This window comes from Pseudomonas congelans, assembly GCF_900103225.1.
GTDB lineage: Bacteria > Pseudomonadota > Gammaproteobacteria > Pseudomonadales > Pseudomonadaceae > Aquipseudomonas > Aquipseudomonas congelans.
The window spans coordinates 31,299-46,055 of sequence record NZ_FNJH01000001.1; the positions used below are offsets into that span (position 1 = coordinate 31,299).

Here is a 14,757-nt window from a genome sequence, read left to right on the forward strand (position 1 = left end):
TATGGGTCCCGCCGTTGCGCCGGTTCGGCTACAATGCGCGCCGATTTCGACTTACCTGAGACCACGCTCATGTCCGCCTGCCAGACTCCTGTCATCGTCGCCCTGGATTTTCCGACCCGTGAAGCCGCATTGCGCCTGGCTGATCAGCTCGATCCCAAGCTGTGCAGGGTCAAGGTCGGCAAGGAACTGTTCACCAGTTGCGCGGCCGACATCGTCGAGACCCTGCGCCACAGGGGCTTCGAGGTGTTTCTGGATCTCAAATTCCACGACATCCCGAATACCACGGCGATGGCGGTCAGGGCGGCGGCCGAGATGGGCGTGTGGATGGTCAATGTGCATTGCTCCGGCGGCTTGCGCATGATGGCAGCCTGCCGGGAAGTGCTTGAGCAGCGCAGCGGTCCACAGCCGTTGCTGATCGGTGTGACCGTTCTGACCAGCATGGAGCGCGAAGACTTGGCCGGTATCGGCCTGGACATCGACCCGCAGGTGCAGGTGCTGCGCCTCGCCGCTCTGGCCGAGAAGGCCGGGATGGATGGTCTGGTGTGCTCGGCGCTTGAAGCGCAGGCATTGAAAGCGGCTCACCCGTCGTTGCAACTGGTGACGCCCGGCATCCGCCCGGCGGGCAGCGCGCAGGACGATCAGCGGCGTATCCTGACTCCTCGTCAGGCACTGGATGCAGGCTCTGATTACCTTGTCATCGGCCGCCCGATCAGCCAGGCGGCTGATCCGGCGAAGGCACTGGCGGCGGTGGTCGCCGAGCTGTCCTGAACGGATGCGGACGTTACGGATACCTTCCCCTAAAGTGGGGAAGATCCGTAACGTTCGAAAAGCCTGCGGGCTTTATTCCACTTGCAGGATCAGCTTGCCCTGATTCTCACCGCTGAACAGCATCTGGAAGGTTTCCGGGAACGTCTCCAGGCCTTCTACGATGTGCTCCTTGCTCTTGAGCTTGCCTTCCTTGATCCAGCCGGCCATGACCTGGCCCGCTTCTGCAAAGCGCTCCGGGTGGTCCAGTACGATGAAGCCTTCCATGCGAGCACGGTTGACCAGCAGTGACATGTAGTTGGCCGGGCCTTTGATCGCCTTGGTGCTGTTGTACTGGCTGATAGCGCCACAGATCACTACACGCGCGCCGACCGCCAGTTGGCTGAGTGCCGCATCAAGAATGTCGCCACCGACGTTGTCGAAGTACACGTTCACGCCATCCGGGCAGTGGCGTTTCAGGCCGTCCATGACGTCTTCGGATTTGTAGTCGATGGCTGCGTCGAAGCCCAGTTCATCGGTCAGCAGACGGCATTTTTCCGCGCCTCCCGCGATGCCGACGACCCGGCAGCCCTTGAGCTTGGCAATCTGCCCGGCCACGCTGCCGACAGCACCTGCCGCACCGGAAATCACCACGGTGTCACCGCTTTTCGGTTGGCCGACGTCCAGCAGCGCCAGATAGGCGGTCATGCCGGTCATGCCCAGTGCCGATAGATAAAGCGGCAGGGGTGCAAGGCTGGTATCCACTTTGTAGAAGCCCTTCGGCTCACCGGCAAAGTAGTCCTGCACGCCCAAGGCGCCTTGAATATGGTCACCTACGGCGAACTTGGGGTTTTTCGATTCAAGTACTTCACCCACGCCGAGGGCACGCATCACTTCGCCCAGCTTTACGGCTGGAATGTAGGATTTGCCCTCATTCATCCAGCCACGCATGGCCGGGTCCAGTGACAGGTATTTGTTCCTGACCAGAATCTGCCCCTCGGCAAGTGCACTGACCGGGACTTCCTGATAGGTGAAGTCATCACGGCGCGCATCGCCCGAAGGGCGTTTGGCGAGCAGGAACTGGCGGTTGGAAAGATCAGTCATGGCAGGGTCTCCTGAAAATGGTTCAAGAATGGATTCAAACGTTCATAGCGCCGCTAGGGCAAGAAGCGATCACCCAGCGAATGCCATTTGATCCATGTGGTTGATAGGAGTCCGTTGCGCCGCTGGCGTTCAGACGGATGTGCGGATGAAACATGCTGACGACGGATATGGCTTGAGTCACTCCCGTCAGTGCTCTAGATTCCTTGTTCGATCAACGCTTGGACGACCGTGATGCCTGCCACCTCTTCAAACACTCTCCACCCCCGTGCTCTGCGAGCTGGCGACGCCGTGGCGCTGGTATCCCCGGCAGGACCTGTGGACCCCGCCAAGATCAAGGCGGCGGTGGCGGTACTTGAGGGGTGGGGGCTGCGTCCACGGGTCTATCCGCATGCGCTGGGCAACTACTCGTTCTATTCGGGGACCGACGAAGAGCGGCTCGCCGACCTCAACGCAGCGCTTGCCGATCCGGAAATCCGCGCGGTCATCTGTACTCGCGGCGGCTATGGCGTGCAAAGGATTGTCCAGCAGGTGGATATGGACGCGGTGCGTCGTGACCCCAAGCTGGTGACCGGCTTTTCCGATATCACCGCGTTGCACGGTGCACTGTGGAACCACGCACGCCTGGCGACCATACATGGCCCGGTCGCTTCGCAGCTTGAACGTGGCGGCCTGTTCGTCAGCGGCATGCGCCATGTACTGATGAGTACCGAGCCGGTCTTGCTCAAGGCTGATCCGGCCTCGCCAACGGCCAGGGTCAGAACCGGTGGCAGCGCACAGGGCCTGCTGCTGGGTGGCAACCTGTGCATCCTCGATACCTCTGTAGGTACGCCATTCATGCCCGACCTGCGCGGTGCGATCCTGCTCATCGAAGAGGTCAACGAACCCGCCTATCGGGTCGACCGCATGCTCACCCACCTGGGCAATTGCGGGATTCTTGCGTCTCTGGCCGGCATTGCCGTCGGCGAATTCACCCCTGCCGCGAACACTGGCCGCACGATCAGCCCCGCCGATGTGCTGCTCGAGAGGCTGGGCAGTCTCGGCATCCCGGTGCTCGGCGGTCTACCGGTAGGGCATGGCGATCCTAATCAGGCAGTGCCACTGGGCACCCAGGCGATACTTGATGCCGACGCCGGAACCCTGCTGGTATCGGCTGCCGCCCGCAGTTGATGTCTCTGCCGCGCTGCGCTGGCGGTTGACCTAATCGGCCTTGCGTGTGTTCAGGATCAGCAAGGTCAGCAGGCCTGCAACGATGCCCCAGAATGCCGAGCCTATGGAGAACAGCGTCAGTCCCGAGGCGGTCACCATGAAGGTGATCAGCGCGGGTTCGCGCTCCCTCGGTTCGGCCATCGCAACGGTCAGGCCGTTGGTAATCGATCCGAGCAGCGCCAGCGCGGCAATCGAGAGCATCAGTTCCTTGGGGAACGCACTGAACAGACCCGCCAGGGTGGCACCGAAAATGCCGGCTATTGCATAGAAAATCCCGCACCAGATCGCTGCCGTATAGCGTTTGGACTTGTCCTCATGGGCATGAGGACTGGTACAGATGGCGGCACTGATCGCCGCCAGATTGATTCCGTGGCAGCCGAACGGCGCTGTGAGCAATGAGGCGAAGCCTGTCACCGATATCAGCGGCGAGGTCGGCGGGAAGTAGCCGTCGGCTCGCAACACGGCCACACCGGGCATGTTCTGCGAGGTCATGGCCACCACGAACAGCGGGATGCCAATGCTGACCGTCGCCGCCCAGGAAAACTCGGGAGTGGTCCAGACCGGCATGGCGACTTCCAGCGCCAGGCCGTCAAAATTCAGCAGGCCCAGCATGCCTGAGATGCCGATACCGACCAGCAGCGCGAGCAGCACCGAGTAGCGTGGCGACAGGCGCTTGACCAGCAGATAGGTGAAGAACATGCCCATTACCAGGCTGGTGTGGTGCTCTGCGGCAACAAAGATCTCGCTGCCGATCCTGAACAGGATCCCTGCCAGCAAAGCCGCAGCCAGCGAGGCTGGCAGGCGCCGCACGATGCGCTCGAAGCTGCCGGTCAGCCCGCACAGAATGACCAGCAGCGCGCTGGTGATGAACGCGCCAATGGCCTGCGGGTAGCTGACGCCGCCCAGGCTGGTGATCAGCAATGCAGCGCCGGGTGTCGACCACGCCACGGTAATCGGCATGCGGTAGCGCAACGAGAGGCCGATGCTGCATACGGCCATGCCCATGAACAGCGCCCACAGCCAGGATGAAATCTGCACGCTGCTCAACCCCGCCGCCTGGCCCGCCTGAAACATCAGCACCAGCGAACTGGTGCAGCCGGTCATCATGGCGATGAAACCGGCAACCACCGCCGACGGCGATGAGTCTGTCAGCGGGCGCAATGGCATCTTGAGGGATTCGTTCATGCTGGGCGTTCCTTGAAGCGGGCAGGTAGCAGAGGGCGCCAAGCCTAAACGCATGGCTGCTCGGCCTTGCAATACAGCGACATGAGTAAACGCCAGCACAGTTGCAGCCGTGGCTTTACTCGGCGTCAGTCCCGACCGGGCAGGCGCCGGATTGCAGGGTCTGCCCCAACGCCCGATTGACCGTCAGCCAGCCGTCCACGGCATCCTGACCCGCCTCGGCGAACACCCGCTGCAGCAGTTTGACCTGTTCGCGTCGCAAGCCCTGTTCAAAAAGAGCGCCTTCATCGGTGAGGCCCAACAGTCGTTTGCGCTTGTCATTCTCGGGGGCCGCACTGTGCACCAGATTCATCGCGATCAGCTGGCGCAGCGGGGCATTGAGGGCCTGTTTGCTGACGCCTAATACGGTGAGCAGCTCCTTGACGCTCAGGCCGGGGTAGCGAGCGATGAAAAATACAATGCGCTGATGCACGCGACTGAAGCCGCGTCTGGCCAGCATTTCATCAGCCTTGGCAGTGAACGCCTGATAGCCGAAGAAGAAGGCTTCCATGGCCATTTGTTGATTGGCAGGTTTTTTAAGGTCAAGCATGTTGACGTATCCAGGTTGATCGTCGTAATTTGAGTCAACCAGTTTGACGTATTTCCAATTGTCTCGGCTACAGGTAACTGCCATGGCTTTCTCCGAACGCGTTTCCCGTCTGAAAAGTTCTCTGATTCGCGAGATCCTCGCCGCCGCTCAGCGTCCGGAAGTGATGTCGTTTGCTGGTGGTCTGCCTGCCGAGTCGATGCTGCCCAAAGTGCAGTGGGCCGATATGCCCGTTGCACTGGGGCAGTACGGCATGAGCGAGGGCGAGCCGGCGCTGCGCGAAGCGCTGGCCGCCGATGCCCGCGCCCTGGGTATCGACTGCGACGCCCGTCAGGTCATGGTGGTCAGCGGTTCTCAGCAGACACTGGACCTGGCAGCCAAGCTGTACATCGACAAAGGCACCGAAATTCTCCTCGAGGCGCCTACCTATCTGGCGGCGCTGCAGATATTCCAGCTGTTCGGTGCCGACTGCATCACCGTACCGCTGCAGGCCGAAGGACCGGACCTGGTTGCCATGCGTCAGCGTCTGGAGCAGCACAAACCAGCGTTCGCCTACCTCATCCCGACGTTCCAGAACCCCTCGGCGGTGCGCTACAGCCAGGCCAGTCGCGATGCCGTGGCGGCCTTGCTCGACGAGTTCGGTGTCACGTTGATCGAGGACGAGCCGTATCGTGAGTTGAGCTTTGACGGCGGCAGTGCCAGGCCGATCGTCAGCGGTTTGAAAACGGCCAGCTGGATTTACACCGGTACGGTTTCCAAGACGCTGCTGCCCGGCCTGCGGGTGGGTTATCTGATCGCCAGCCCCGATCTGTTTCCGCACTTGCTGCGTCTGAAACAGTCGGCTGACCTGCATACCAATCGCCTCGGACAGTGGCAGGCCTTGCAGTGGATTGGTACTGAGCACTATCGTGAGCATCTGGTGACGCTGTGCGAGTTTTATCGGGGCCGTCGTGATGCGTTCGAAAGCGCCTTGCAAACGCATTTTTCCGACTTGGCCACCTGGAACAGCCCACAAGGCGGGCTTTTCTTCTGGCTGACGCTGAAGCAGCCGCTGGACACGCGCACCTTGCTGGATGCAGCGCTGGCGCAGGATGTGGCGTTCATGCCGGGCGAACCTTTTTTTGCCGATCCGGACGCCAATCACGGTCATTTGCGGCTCAATTTCAGCCATATCGACCCTGCACGGCTCGATGAGGGTATAAAACGACTGGCGTCGGTGGTCCGCGCTGCACACCTCCTGCAAGCCGCCTGATTCAAGACGTCAACATAGACGCAGCAAGGGAGCAGTCTTATGTACAAGGTTTATGGCGATTACAACTCGGGCAACTGCTACAAGGTCAAGCTGATGCTTAACCTGCTGGGCAGTGAGTACGAGTGGGTGCCGGTTGATATTCTCAACGGCGAAACCCAGACCCCGGCGTTTCTGGAAAAGAACCCCAACGGCAAGATTCCGGTGCTGGAGCTGGAAGATGGCACTTGCCTGTGGGAATCCAACGCGATTCTCAACTTTCTGGCTGACGGCTCTTCGTACCTGCCGAGCGAACCGAGGTTGCGCACCCAGGTGCTGCAGTGGCAGTTCTTCGAACAGTACAGCCATGAGCCGTCGGTCGCGGTTGCCCGATTCATCCAGTTCTATCTGGGCTTGCCGGCCGAGCGCATGACCGAGTATCGCGCCATGCAGAAGGCCGGCTACCGCGCACTGGCGGTCATGGAGCAGCAGCTCGACCGTACGCCGTTTCTGGTCGGCGAGAATTTCTCCATCGCCGACATCGCCTTGTATGCCTACACCCACGTCGCTCATCAGGGCGGTTTCGATCTGGCACCCTATACCGGGATCCGCCGTTGGCTGGATCGGGTCAAGGCACAGCCGGGTTATATCGGTATGCTGGACTGACACATCCGTCATTTGAACAAAGGGAAATGTATGCGCGTTCCAATCGTACTTCTGGGCGCTTTCATTGCGCTGGGTATCGGCTGCTCGGCCCAGGCCGAGGACTGCGACGCCAATCAGGCCAGCATGAATCGCTGCGCTGCCAATGAGCAGGCGACGCTCGATGCCGATCTCAACAAGCAGTACAACGCGCAAATGGCGTGGTTGAAGACCCCGGCGAAAAAGCAGGCACTCAAGGATGCGCAACGAAAGTGGATAGCCCTGCGTGATGCCGATTGCCTGTATCAGGCAGGCAAACCCGAAGATTCAGGCTCCATCTGGCCATTGCTGCAGTCGCAATGCCTGGCCGAGCAGACCCGTGTGCGGCTGAAGCAGTTGCAAGCCTATGTGGCTTGTCGCGAGGAAGGTTGCCCGCGCTGAGAGGCGGCGCCGGGCAAACAGGCGTCAGATCGCTCCGAAGCGCTGGTTCAGGTAGTCGATGATCACCTTGGACTCATACATCCACACGGTTTTGTCGCCTTCCTCGATGCGCAGGCAAGGCACTTTGATCCTGCCGCCCTCGTTGAGCAGGGTCTGGCGATCGAGCTCATTGTTTTTCGCATCGCGCAACGCGACCGGAACATTGAGGCGGCGCAGGGCGCGACGGGTTTTCACGCAGAATGGGCAGGCGTGGAACTGATACAGCGTCAGATTCTGAGCCGCTTCAGCAACGGCCGCCTGGGCCTGCGGGTCACGTTTTTTCCTGCTCGGGCGAGTCAGGAAATCGATGCCGATGACGAGTTGGCCGAGGCCGACTCTTAACGCTTTCATGAACAAGGTCATACCTCTTGCGGGCGGTGGCGTGCCCAGCCGTGCATTCAGCGTGCCTCACGGCAGGTGAACGCAGGCTGAACGATCACTTAATCAGGCTGAGAAACTCACTGCGGGTGGCCGCGTTTTCACGGAACTCGCCCAGCATCACCGAGGTGATCATGGCCGAATTCTGCTTCTCGACGCCACGCATCATCATGCACATGTGCTTGGCTTCGATCACCACCGCAACGCCCAGCGCGCCGGTAACCTGCTGGATGGCCTCGGCGATCTGGCGGCTGAGGTTTTCCTGGATCTGCAGACGGCGAGCGTACATGTCGACGATCCGCGCCACTTTAGACAAACCAAGCACCTTGCCCTGCGGGATGTAGGCCACATGTGCCTTGCCAATGAACGGCAGCAGATGGTGCTCGCACAGCGAGTACAGCTCGATGTCCTTGACCATCACCATTTCACTGGCATCGGAGCTGAACAGCGCGCCGTTGGTTACTTCTTCCAGGGTCTGCGCGTAACCGCGACACAGATACTGCATGGCCTTGGCGGCGCGCTTGGGGGTGTCCAGCAGACCTTCGCGCGAGACGTCCTCGCCCAGTTGCCCGAGGATGGCGGTGTAATTCTGTTCCAGTGTCACAGGGGTGTGTTTCCGTGTGGGGTTCGATGGTTGCGAGGGCAGGCCCGTCGCCGAGACGCACATAGTAACGTACGCATGCGGGCGGGTGCACGGCAGGGCTGCAAATCAACCGGCCGGTCAGTGCCTTTGTATCCTCTCGCTTACACGTTGGCGACCAGATCGCTACCCACTTCTGACGCCCATTGCGGTCTGAGTAGGCAGGTCATCAATCCATTGCCTGTCCCTAGAGAGTAAACCCGGATGTTGAGTCGAGTAGCAAAAATAGCGTTGTTCGCGATTGTACTGTCGTCGGTTTCCGGCTGCTGGCCGTTCTGGCCTGGTCCGGGCGGACATGGCGGCGGTGGCGGGCATCATGAAGGCGGCGGCCCTGGTCCTGGCGGTCCTGGCCCGGGTCGCTGAGTCAGCGGCAGGGCGGCGCTGCAGCCCTGCGTGCGGGGTCTGACTGACTGAAAGGGCGCGGCGGGTTCTACTCGTCGCGCCCTTCCATCATGATGCGCCTGAGGATCACGTACACCGCACCTGCACCGCCGTGTTTGGCCAGGCAGGAGCAAAAGCCCAGTACCTGCGAATGCTGACGCAGCCAGGTGTTGACGTGGCTTTTGATCATGGGCCGCTTGCCGTCCAGACGTACCGCCTTGCCATGGGTGACGCGTACGCAGCGTATTTCCAGACGGGTTGCTTCAGCCAGAAATTCCCACAGCGTCTCTCGCGCCACTTCCACGCTCATGCCATGCAGGTCCAGGCTGCCCTCGAAGCTGATCTGCCCGAGTTTGAGCTTGCGCATCTGACCTTCCTGCACGCCGTCACGCGACCAGCTCAGGACATCTTCAGGACCAACGTCGATCACAAATTGATCCGACAAGCCATCAACGGTCACCGAATCGGTGCGCACGGTTGCCGACTGGCGCAGGCGGGCCAGCATTTTTCGATCGGTCTTGGGTTTGCCGACATCGGCATGTTCATGCTTGAGCGGCTTGACGCCGCGTGTCTCGCTTCTGAACAGGGAAAAATCGTCGTCTTGCATGGGGCCTCCGCGAAGGAGGCCATTCTAACCGTTCAGACAAGAGGGTCAGTTGTGTTTTTTCATCAGGTGCGAAGAGATACTCAGGCCGCCGGCACTGCGCTGACGACGGCAGCGGCGCCATAGCCAGACGCCCACGTACAGCACCAGCAGTCCGCCGATGGCGACAAACGCCGCGCCGCCCGGACTGGCGTTCAGTTCGCCGAGCATCTGCGGGTGAACCGTGAGGCTGGATGCACCGGCAACTGTCAGCAACAGACCTGCGATCACAAGGAGCAGTGCGATCAGCGTGCCGATGCGTTTGCCCCAGTTGCCCTGACCCCTGGGGCGCAGGCGACGTGCATCGAAACCATCTGACGTTTTCATGCCTTTTCCTCAACAGGTATCAGCTCAATGGAGTATCGGCGCTCTGACCCGGGGAAGGAGGGGTGGTTCCCGCCTCCGGGACGATCCATGACGGCAAAGGATGGGCGGTTATGTGAACCTTGTCACACGCTCCCTCGCCTGTGCGGTGTCAGACAAGGTCTTTGGTCAGCGCCAGGGTGGCGAAGTTGTCGGCCATGATTGCCATCTCGGTTCTGTGCACGACCTCTGCGCTGACCACGCCGTGCGGGCTCGGCAGGTCGCGGGTTGCGCAGGCATCGTCGACCAGAGTGCAGCGATAACCGTAGTCCTTGGTGGCGCGAACCGTGGTGCTGATACTCGAATGGCTCATGAAGCCGCAGACGATCAGGTCCAGGTGCCCAAGGTCCTGCAACAGTTCATGCAGTCCGGTGCCATTGAAGGCATTGGGCAGGCGTTTCTCGATCAGGTGTTCATCACCCTGCGGCAACAGCTCCGGCACCAGTTCACCGCGCTCGCCATGTGGGTCGAACGGGCCGCCCACAGTGCCCAGATGGCGGATGTGAACGATCGGGCATTTGACCGCACGTGCCTTTTCGACCAATCGGCCGATGTTGGCCATGGCTTCTCTCACGCCGGTCAAGGCCAGCGGGCCGCGGAGGTATTCTTTTTGCGCGTCGATGATGATCAGCGTCGCGTTACTCAGATGGGCGGGCGCATGCACCCGGCCGCTGAGCTGAAACATGGTCTTTAAATCCGACATTCACGGGCTCCTTTGTGTGGGGCTTTTGCGACATTGTCCTCTGGCTGAAGCGTTCTGGGAATGGCAACCATCGCAGGCCACGGTTTTTATGGCCTGCAGGGCAGTTGGAGGAGGGGATGGCTGGCGGTTTGCCTTGATGGCGGTAGACGAATCATGGAAACTTCCCCGCCTATCGGGTACGAAGAATGCACGTTGTTCGTAACCAGACTGTTCACCGAGGCTCGTCTTACAGCAGTTCGTTGCCTTTCAAGGAGTTTGTCCATGATCACTTCCCGTCTGCGTACCGTGCGCGACCATATACGCTGGGCCGTCAGCCGCTTTCACGAGGAAGACGTATTTTTCGGTCATGGCACCGACAATGCCTGGGATGAAGCGCGGCAACTGGTGCTGGGTGCACTGCACCTGCCTTGGGAAATTGCCGACAGCTACCTGGATTGCCGTCTGGAAGTCGACGAAATATCCGAACTGCAACGCTTGATCAAGCGCCGCATCGACGAGCGTGTGCCCACCCCGTACCTGCTCGGCGAGGCCTGGTTCTGTGGCATGTCGTTCATTGTCGATGACCGCGTCCTGATCCCGCGTTCGCCCATCGCCGAGCTGATCGAAGAACGTTTCGCCCCCTGGCTGGCCGACGAGCCAGCGCGGATTCTCGACCTGTGCACAGGCTCGGGTTGCATCGGTATCGCCTGCGCCGAAGTGTTTCCCGAAGCCGAGGTGGCCCTGGCCGACCTGTCCTACGACGCATTGGAAGTGGCCAATCAGAACATTGAGCGTCACGGCATGGAGGATCGGGTCTACACCGTTCAGGGCGACGGATTCGACGGCCTGCCGGGTCAGCGTTTTGACCTGATCGTGTCCAACCCGCCCTATGTGGACGCCGAAGATTTTGCCGACATGCCTGACGAGTATCAGCATGAGCCGGAACTGGCGCTGGCCTGTGGCAGCGATGGCCTGAACCTGGTCCGCCGCATGCTCGCCCAGGCCGCCGATCATCTGCACGAGAAGGGGCTGTTGATCGTCGAGGTCGGCAATAGCCAGGTGCACGTGCAGGCGCTGTACCCGGAGGTCGATTTCGCCTGGCTGGACTTCCAGCGGGGCGGGCATGGTGTGTTCATGCTCACGGCAGAACAGTGCCGCGACCACCAGGCATTGTTTCAGTCGAAGGTTTGAGGTCAAGGGCCGCGATAACCGGCTGAGACAAAAGGGGGGCTGATATCAGCCCCCCTTTTTTCGGCGTGTTTTTTATCGGTGCGTCGCGATCCAGATCAGCAGTCCGGCCTGGAATACCGCGAAGGTCACCAGACAGGCAATCGTGAAGCGCAGGCCGCTGTCTTCACGCTTGTATTTGCTGACCCGGTCTTCATGCTGGCGAATCGTCACTTCCTGTTCGATCAGATTTTTCTCGGCCTTTTCCAGCATCTGCGAGGCTTCGAGAATCTCGATGATCTGCACCTTGTCGTTGTTCCAGGTGCTGTGCAGGTTGCCGACGTGTACATCCTTGATCGCGCCTTTCATGTGCTGGGCATCGGCATACGTCACTTCAAAACCCAGAGTGCGCAGAAAGTGATCGCGACGCAGACGTGTGTCTTCATTCAGACCGTCCTTGCTGGCCAGCGCCACGCCTTCAATCTTGTAGGAAGACCATCTTTTCTGCGCCCAGTGCACCGCATGAGCAATCATGAAGCGTCCGATACCGCGGTTCCACGGCTCGATCTGCAAGCCTGACTCGGGACCGAAACGCACTATGCGTTTTTCGTGGTCGGCCCAGATATCCAGATGGTTCTGTTCCTTGCGGACCCGCTGACCTGGCAATTGCACGGTGATGCGCAGCAGGCTCAATGCCTTGCTGTGCCGCTCGGCACGCCCGAACTGTACGAAGCGCAGTGGGCGGCCGCCGGTCGCGCGGTCGGTGGGCAGTGGCGACAGACGCAGCATCTGAAAGCTTTCGGGCAGGACGTCTTCCCACGGCTGCGGGGGCACCGGCACTGCGACTTCTGCGCTGGCCGGCTCTGCGAGGGTTTCAGTCATGGTATTTGCGTCTGTCATAAGGGTGTCCTTTCCTGGGCCTTGCCCCGGAGCAGGTTCGCCGGGGCATAAAGGTGCCGAAACACTAGGGTGCCGGAACACAGGGCCAGCAAACTGCTATCGGCCAGGTTCGCCAGGACTGAAGGACTTTTGACTAGCGCGCGTCAGATCTTTTTTCCGGGTGGAGCATCCGGATTTGGGAGTGCCTTGATGAAGCTCAGGATCCGCTCAGTCACTTCACTGGCCAGCGGCTGGGTCGGATTGCGGTAGGACAATAGTTGCTGCTGCAAATCATCCGGTACGATGCGCAGCACATGGTTCATACCGTCGATCAGGGCCAGTTGAGCATCCGGTTTGGCTTTTTGCAGCAGCAGCGCATCACCCACACCGACCTGAATGTCGTTTCGGCCCTGAACGATCAGCGCCGGAATGTGCAGTGCACCGAATGCCGCCGCCGGGTCCTGGCGGAACAGCGAGATCAGGTACGGCTGGACACTGGGGCGGAAGACCACTTCCAGCTCGGCGGGCACGTTGTCATCGGTCTTGCCGGCCTTGAGTTCGTCGAGCAACTGATCGCTGCGCTGCAGCAGGTCCGGCGGCAGGCGCTCCTGAAACTGTTCGCGCAGCACCTGATCCACCGGTCGCCCGGTGCCGGCCACGGAAATCAGCGCCGCTGCACCTACCTTTTCAGCCGCTAGCGTCGCCACCAGTGCACCTTCGCTGTGGCCCAACAGAATCAGCTGGCCCAGGCGCGGGTTGGCTTTCAGCGCTCTGGCCCAGAGCTGGACGTCGGCCACGTAGCGGTCGACGCTTAGGTTGCGTTCATCCGGCGTGACCGCCTTGCTGGCCGCGACGCCCCGTTTGTCGTAGCGCACGCTGGCAATATTGTTGCTCGCCAGGATCACCGCCAGGCGTTTCATGCTGTCGTTGCGTCCACCTTCCGGGTTGTTGCCGTCGCGGTCGGTGGGGCCGGAACCGGCGATGATCAGCACCACCGGCACCGGTTTGTCGGAACGCGGCATGAGCAGCGTGCCGTACAGCTTGCCGTTTTCGGTGTCCACGCTTATCGGCCGCTGCACCGCGCTGGGCGCCGCAGCGCTGGCGGTTGCGGCGGCCAGGCTCAGGATCAGGGTTATCGGCACGGCCAGCAGACGCAGCGCGTTGGGAACTCGAAGCAGGGAAATACCGGATAACATCGCAAGGCCATCATTGGGGGAGTCACGCTTGGACGCACGCGGTGACAGAAGGTTCGAGGATGAACTGAACCGCGAGCCTGCGTATACTGGCGAGCTTGGTTTAACGATCTGGTTTTTTGGCTGATTTTTCGGAGCGCCCGCATGTCCGGCAACACTTTCGGCAAGCTGTTCACTGTCACCACCGCCGGCGAAAGCCACGGCCCGGCGCTGGTCGCTATCGTCGACGGCTGCCCGCCGGGGCTGGAACTGGACCTGCAAGACCTGCAGCGCGACCTGGATCGGCGCAAGCCGGGCACCAGCCGCCATACCACGCAGCGTCAGGAGGCCGATGAAGTCGAGATTCTCTCGGGTGTCTTCGAGGGCAGGACCACCGGCGCGTCCATCGGTCTGCTGATCCGCAATACCGATCAGAAGTCCAAGGACTATTCGGCGATCAAGGACCTGTTCCGCCCGGCCCACGCCGATTACACCTATCACCACAAGTACGGCATTCGTGATTACCGTGGCGGCGGTCGCAGTTCGGCCAGGGAAACCGCCATGCGTGTGGCCGCTGGTGCCATTGCCAAGAAGTATCTTGCAAGCCAGGGCATCGTCATTCGCGGTTACATGAGCCAGCTTGGCCCGATCCAGATCCCGTTCAAGACCTGGGATTCGGTGGAAGACAACGCGTTTTTCTGCCCCGACCCTGACAAGGTGCCGGAGCTGGAAGCCTACATGGACCAGCTGCGACGTGATCAGGACTCGGTCGGTGCGAAAATCACCGTGGTCGCAGAAGGCGTGATGCCGGGTCTTGGCGAGCCGATCTTCGATCGTCTGGACGCTGAACTGGCCCATGCGCTGATGAGCATCAACGCGGTCAAGGGTGTGGAAATCGGTGCCGGTTTCGACTGTGTTGCCCAGCGTGGCACCGAGCACCGTGACGAGATGACGCCACAGGGATTCCTGTCCAATCACGCGGGCGGCATTCTCGGCGGCATTTCCTCCGGCCAGCCGATCATCGCGCACCTGGCGCTCAAGCCGACGTCCAGCATCACCACGCCAGGTCTTTCGATCGATGTCGACGGCAACGCAGCCGACGTCATCACCAAGGGTCGGCATGACCCGTGTGTCGGCATTCGTGCCACACCGATTGCCGAAGCGATGATGGCCATCGTTCTGCTTGATCACTTGTTGCGTCATCGCGGTCAGAACGCCGATGTCAGCGTCAACACACCTGTGCTGGGGCAGGTGTAATGCACGCCGTCACGGTTGCGGAC

Annotated in this window: 17 protein-coding genes; 7 read left to right on the forward strand and 10 right to left on the reverse strand. The window is 60.9% G+C overall.

The window, feature by feature from the left end; all coding sequences use genetic code 11:
- Positions 1-69: 69 nt before the first annotated feature.
- A complete protein-coding gene (gene pyrF / locus BLR20_RS00135) occupies positions 70-768 on the forward strand; it encodes an orotidine-5'-phosphate decarboxylase (protein WP_025990789.1) in 699 nt (232 codons plus the stop codon).
- 72 nt (positions 769-840) lie between these two features.
- Here the strand turns inward: pyrF and BLR20_RS00140 are convergent, their stop codons facing one another.
- Positions 841-1,848 carry an NADP-dependent oxidoreductase gene (locus BLR20_RS00140; protein WP_032611369.1) on the reverse strand — a complete coding sequence of 336 codons (1,008 nt, stop codon included), beginning with the start codon at positions 1,846-1,848 and terminating at the stop codon, positions 841-843.
- Between the two features lie 231 nt (positions 1,849-2,079).
- Here BLR20_RS00140 and BLR20_RS00145 point away from each other — a divergent pair, with 231 nt between their 5' ends.
- Positions 2,080-3,015 (forward strand): S66 peptidase family protein, encoded by a 936-nt coding sequence (locus BLR20_RS00145; protein WP_032611371.1) that lies wholly within the window; start codon positions 2,080-2,082, stop codon positions 3,013-3,015.
- A 30-nt stretch (positions 3,016-3,045) separates the two neighbouring features.
- Here BLR20_RS00145 and BLR20_RS00150 read toward each other — a convergent pair whose 3' ends face one another.
- Both BLR20_RS00150 and BLR20_RS00155 read right to left on the reverse strand, forming a co-directional pair.
- On the reverse strand, positions 3,046-4,239 hold the full coding sequence (locus BLR20_RS00150; RefSeq protein WP_054993723.1) for a benzoate/H(+) symporter BenE family transporter: 1,194 nt from the start codon (positions 4,237-4,239) through the stop codon (positions 3,046-3,048).
- Between the two features lie 115 nt (positions 4,240-4,354).
- The gene (locus BLR20_RS00155; RefSeq protein WP_010427115.1) at positions 4,355-4,825 is read right to left on the reverse strand and encodes a MarR family transcriptional regulator; all 471 of its coding nucleotides are present in this window, start codon (positions 4,823-4,825) and stop codon (positions 4,355-4,357) included.
- Positions 4,826-4,907: 82 nt separating this feature from the next.
- Between BLR20_RS00155 and BLR20_RS00160 the strand changes: the two genes are divergently transcribed.
- From BLR20_RS00160 to BLR20_RS00170, 3 genes are read left to right on the forward strand one after another with little or no spacing between them, the layout of a single operon-like run.
- On the forward strand, positions 4,908-6,074 hold the full coding sequence (locus BLR20_RS00160; protein WP_054993722.1) for an aminotransferase-like domain-containing protein: 1,167 nt from the start codon (positions 4,908-4,910) through the stop codon (positions 6,072-6,074).
- A 39-nt stretch (positions 6,075-6,113) separates the two neighbouring features.
- Positions 6,114-6,716 carry a glutathione S-transferase family protein gene (locus BLR20_RS00165; RefSeq protein ID WP_003343108.1) on the forward strand — a complete coding sequence of 201 codons (603 nt, stop codon included), beginning with the start codon at positions 6,114-6,116 and terminating at the stop codon, positions 6,714-6,716.
- Between the two features lie 30 nt (positions 6,717-6,746).
- Entirely contained in the window at positions 6,747-7,133 is a 387-nt protein-coding gene (locus BLR20_RS00170) for a lysozyme inhibitor LprI family protein (RefSeq protein ID WP_032611380.1), read from the forward strand.
- Between the two features lie 24 nt (positions 7,134-7,157).
- Here the strand turns inward: BLR20_RS00170 and BLR20_RS00175 are convergent, their stop codons facing one another.
- The 5 genes from BLR20_RS00175 to BLR20_RS00200 form a co-directional block, all read right to left on the reverse strand.
- Complete coding sequence (locus tag BLR20_RS00175; RefSeq protein WP_003405811.1) at positions 7,158-7,535, reverse strand: glutaredoxin family protein; 378 nt, start codon at positions 7,533-7,535, stop codon at positions 7,158-7,160.
- Positions 7,536-7,608: 73 nt separating this feature from the next.
- Entirely contained in the window at positions 7,609-8,154 is a 546-nt protein-coding gene (gene folE, locus BLR20_RS00180) for a GTP cyclohydrolase I FolE (RefSeq protein WP_010427107.1), read from the reverse strand.
- A gap of 466 nt (positions 8,155-8,620) precedes the next feature.
- The gene (locus BLR20_RS00190) at positions 8,621-9,178 is read right to left on the reverse strand and encodes a Smr/MutS family protein (RefSeq protein ID WP_003315144.1); all 558 of its coding nucleotides are present in this window, start codon (positions 9,176-9,178) and stop codon (positions 8,621-8,623) included.
- Positions 9,179-9,223: 45 nt separating this feature from the next.
- Entirely contained in the window at positions 9,224-9,541 is a 318-nt protein-coding gene (locus BLR20_RS00195) for a hypothetical protein (RefSeq protein ID WP_010427102.1), read from the reverse strand.
- A gap of 148 nt (positions 9,542-9,689) precedes the next feature.
- Complete coding sequence (locus BLR20_RS00200; protein WP_010427101.1) at positions 9,690-10,280, reverse strand: cysteine hydrolase family protein; 591 nt, start codon at positions 10,278-10,280, stop codon at positions 9,690-9,692.
- Between the two features lie 261 nt (positions 10,281-10,541).
- On the opposite strand from BLR20_RS00200, the gene prmB reads away from it, so the two are divergent.
- Entirely contained in the window at positions 10,542-11,450 is a 909-nt protein-coding gene (gene prmB, locus BLR20_RS00205) for a 50S ribosomal protein L3 N(5)-glutamine methyltransferase (RefSeq protein ID WP_032611382.1), read from the forward strand.
- 72 nt (positions 11,451-11,522) lie between these two features.
- Here prmB and BLR20_RS00210 read toward each other — a convergent pair whose 3' ends face one another.
- Together BLR20_RS00210 and BLR20_RS00215 are read right to left on the reverse strand one after the other, a co-directional pair.
- On the reverse strand, positions 11,523-12,326 hold the full coding sequence (locus tag BLR20_RS00210) for a hypothetical protein (RefSeq protein WP_010427096.1): 804 nt from the start codon (positions 12,324-12,326) through the stop codon (positions 11,523-11,525).
- Between the two features lie 143 nt (positions 12,327-12,469).
- The gene (locus tag BLR20_RS00215) at positions 12,470-13,501 is read right to left on the reverse strand and encodes an alpha/beta hydrolase (RefSeq protein ID WP_010427094.1); all 1,032 of its coding nucleotides are present in this window, start codon (positions 13,499-13,501) and stop codon (positions 12,470-12,472) included.
- Between the two features lie 141 nt (positions 13,502-13,642).
- Between BLR20_RS00215 and aroC the strand changes: the two genes are divergently transcribed.
- Positions 13,643-14,734 (forward strand): chorismate synthase, encoded by a 1,092-nt coding sequence (gene aroC, locus BLR20_RS00220; protein WP_010427092.1) that lies wholly within the window; start codon positions 13,643-13,645, stop codon positions 14,732-14,734.
- Positions 14,735-14,757 lie beyond the last annotated feature (23 nt).

What these genes read in the sequence shown, in the direction of transcription:
- BLR20_RS00190 (WP_003315144.1), bottom strand. Translation starts at nt 9,178, where the DNA reads ATGCAAGACGACGATTTTTCCCTGTTCAGAAGCGAGACACGCGGCGTC.
- BLR20_RS00195 (WP_010427102.1), bottom strand. Translation starts at nt 9,541, where the DNA reads ATGAAAACGTCAGATGGTTTCGATGCACGTCGCCTGCGCCCCAGGGGT.
- pyrF (WP_025990789.1), top strand. Translation starts at nt 70, where the DNA reads ATGTCCGCCTGCCAGACTCCTGTCATCGTCGCCCTGGATTTTCCGACC.
- BLR20_RS00145 (WP_032611371.1), top strand. Translation starts at nt 2,080, where the DNA reads ATGCCTGCCACCTCTTCAAACACTCTCCACCCCCGTGCTCTGCGAGCT.
- BLR20_RS00200 (WP_010427101.1), bottom strand. Translation starts at nt 10,280, where the DNA reads ATGTCGGATTTAAAGACCATGTTTCAGCTCAGCGGCCGGGTGCATGCG.
- BLR20_RS00175 (WP_003405811.1), bottom strand. Translation starts at nt 7,535, where the DNA reads ATGACCTTGTTCATGAAAGCGTTAAGAGTCGGCCTCGGCCAACTCGTC.
- BLR20_RS00155 (WP_010427115.1), bottom strand. Translation starts at nt 4,825, where the DNA reads ATGCTTGACCTTAAAAAACCTGCCAATCAACAAATGGCCATGGAAGCC.
- aroC (WP_010427092.1), top strand. Translation starts at nt 13,643, where the DNA reads ATGTCCGGCAACACTTTCGGCAAGCTGTTCACTGTCACCACCGCCGGC.
- BLR20_RS00165 (WP_003343108.1), top strand. Translation starts at nt 6,114, where the DNA reads ATGTACAAGGTTTATGGCGATTACAACTCGGGCAACTGCTACAAGGTC.
- BLR20_RS00160 (WP_054993722.1), top strand. Translation starts at nt 4,908, where the DNA reads ATGGCTTTCTCCGAACGCGTTTCCCGTCTGAAAAGTTCTCTGATTCGC.
- BLR20_RS00210 (WP_010427096.1), bottom strand. Translation starts at nt 12,326, where the DNA reads ATGACAGACGCAAATACCATGACTGAAACCCTCGCAGAGCCGGCCAGC.
- BLR20_RS00140 (WP_032611369.1), bottom strand. Translation starts at nt 1,848, where the DNA reads ATGACTGATCTTTCCAACCGCCAGTTCCTGCTCGCCAAACGCCCTTCG.
- BLR20_RS00215 (WP_010427094.1), bottom strand. Translation starts at nt 13,501, where the DNA reads ATGTTATCCGGTATTTCCCTGCTTCGAGTTCCCAACGCGCTGCGTCTG.
- BLR20_RS00170 (WP_032611380.1), top strand. Translation starts at nt 6,747, where the DNA reads ATGCGCGTTCCAATCGTACTTCTGGGCGCTTTCATTGCGCTGGGTATC.
- BLR20_RS00150 (WP_054993723.1), bottom strand. Translation starts at nt 4,239, where the DNA reads ATGAACGAATCCCTCAAGATGCCATTGCGCCCGCTGACAGACTCATCG.
- prmB (WP_032611382.1), top strand. Translation starts at nt 10,542, where the DNA reads ATGATCACTTCCCGTCTGCGTACCGTGCGCGACCATATACGCTGGGCC.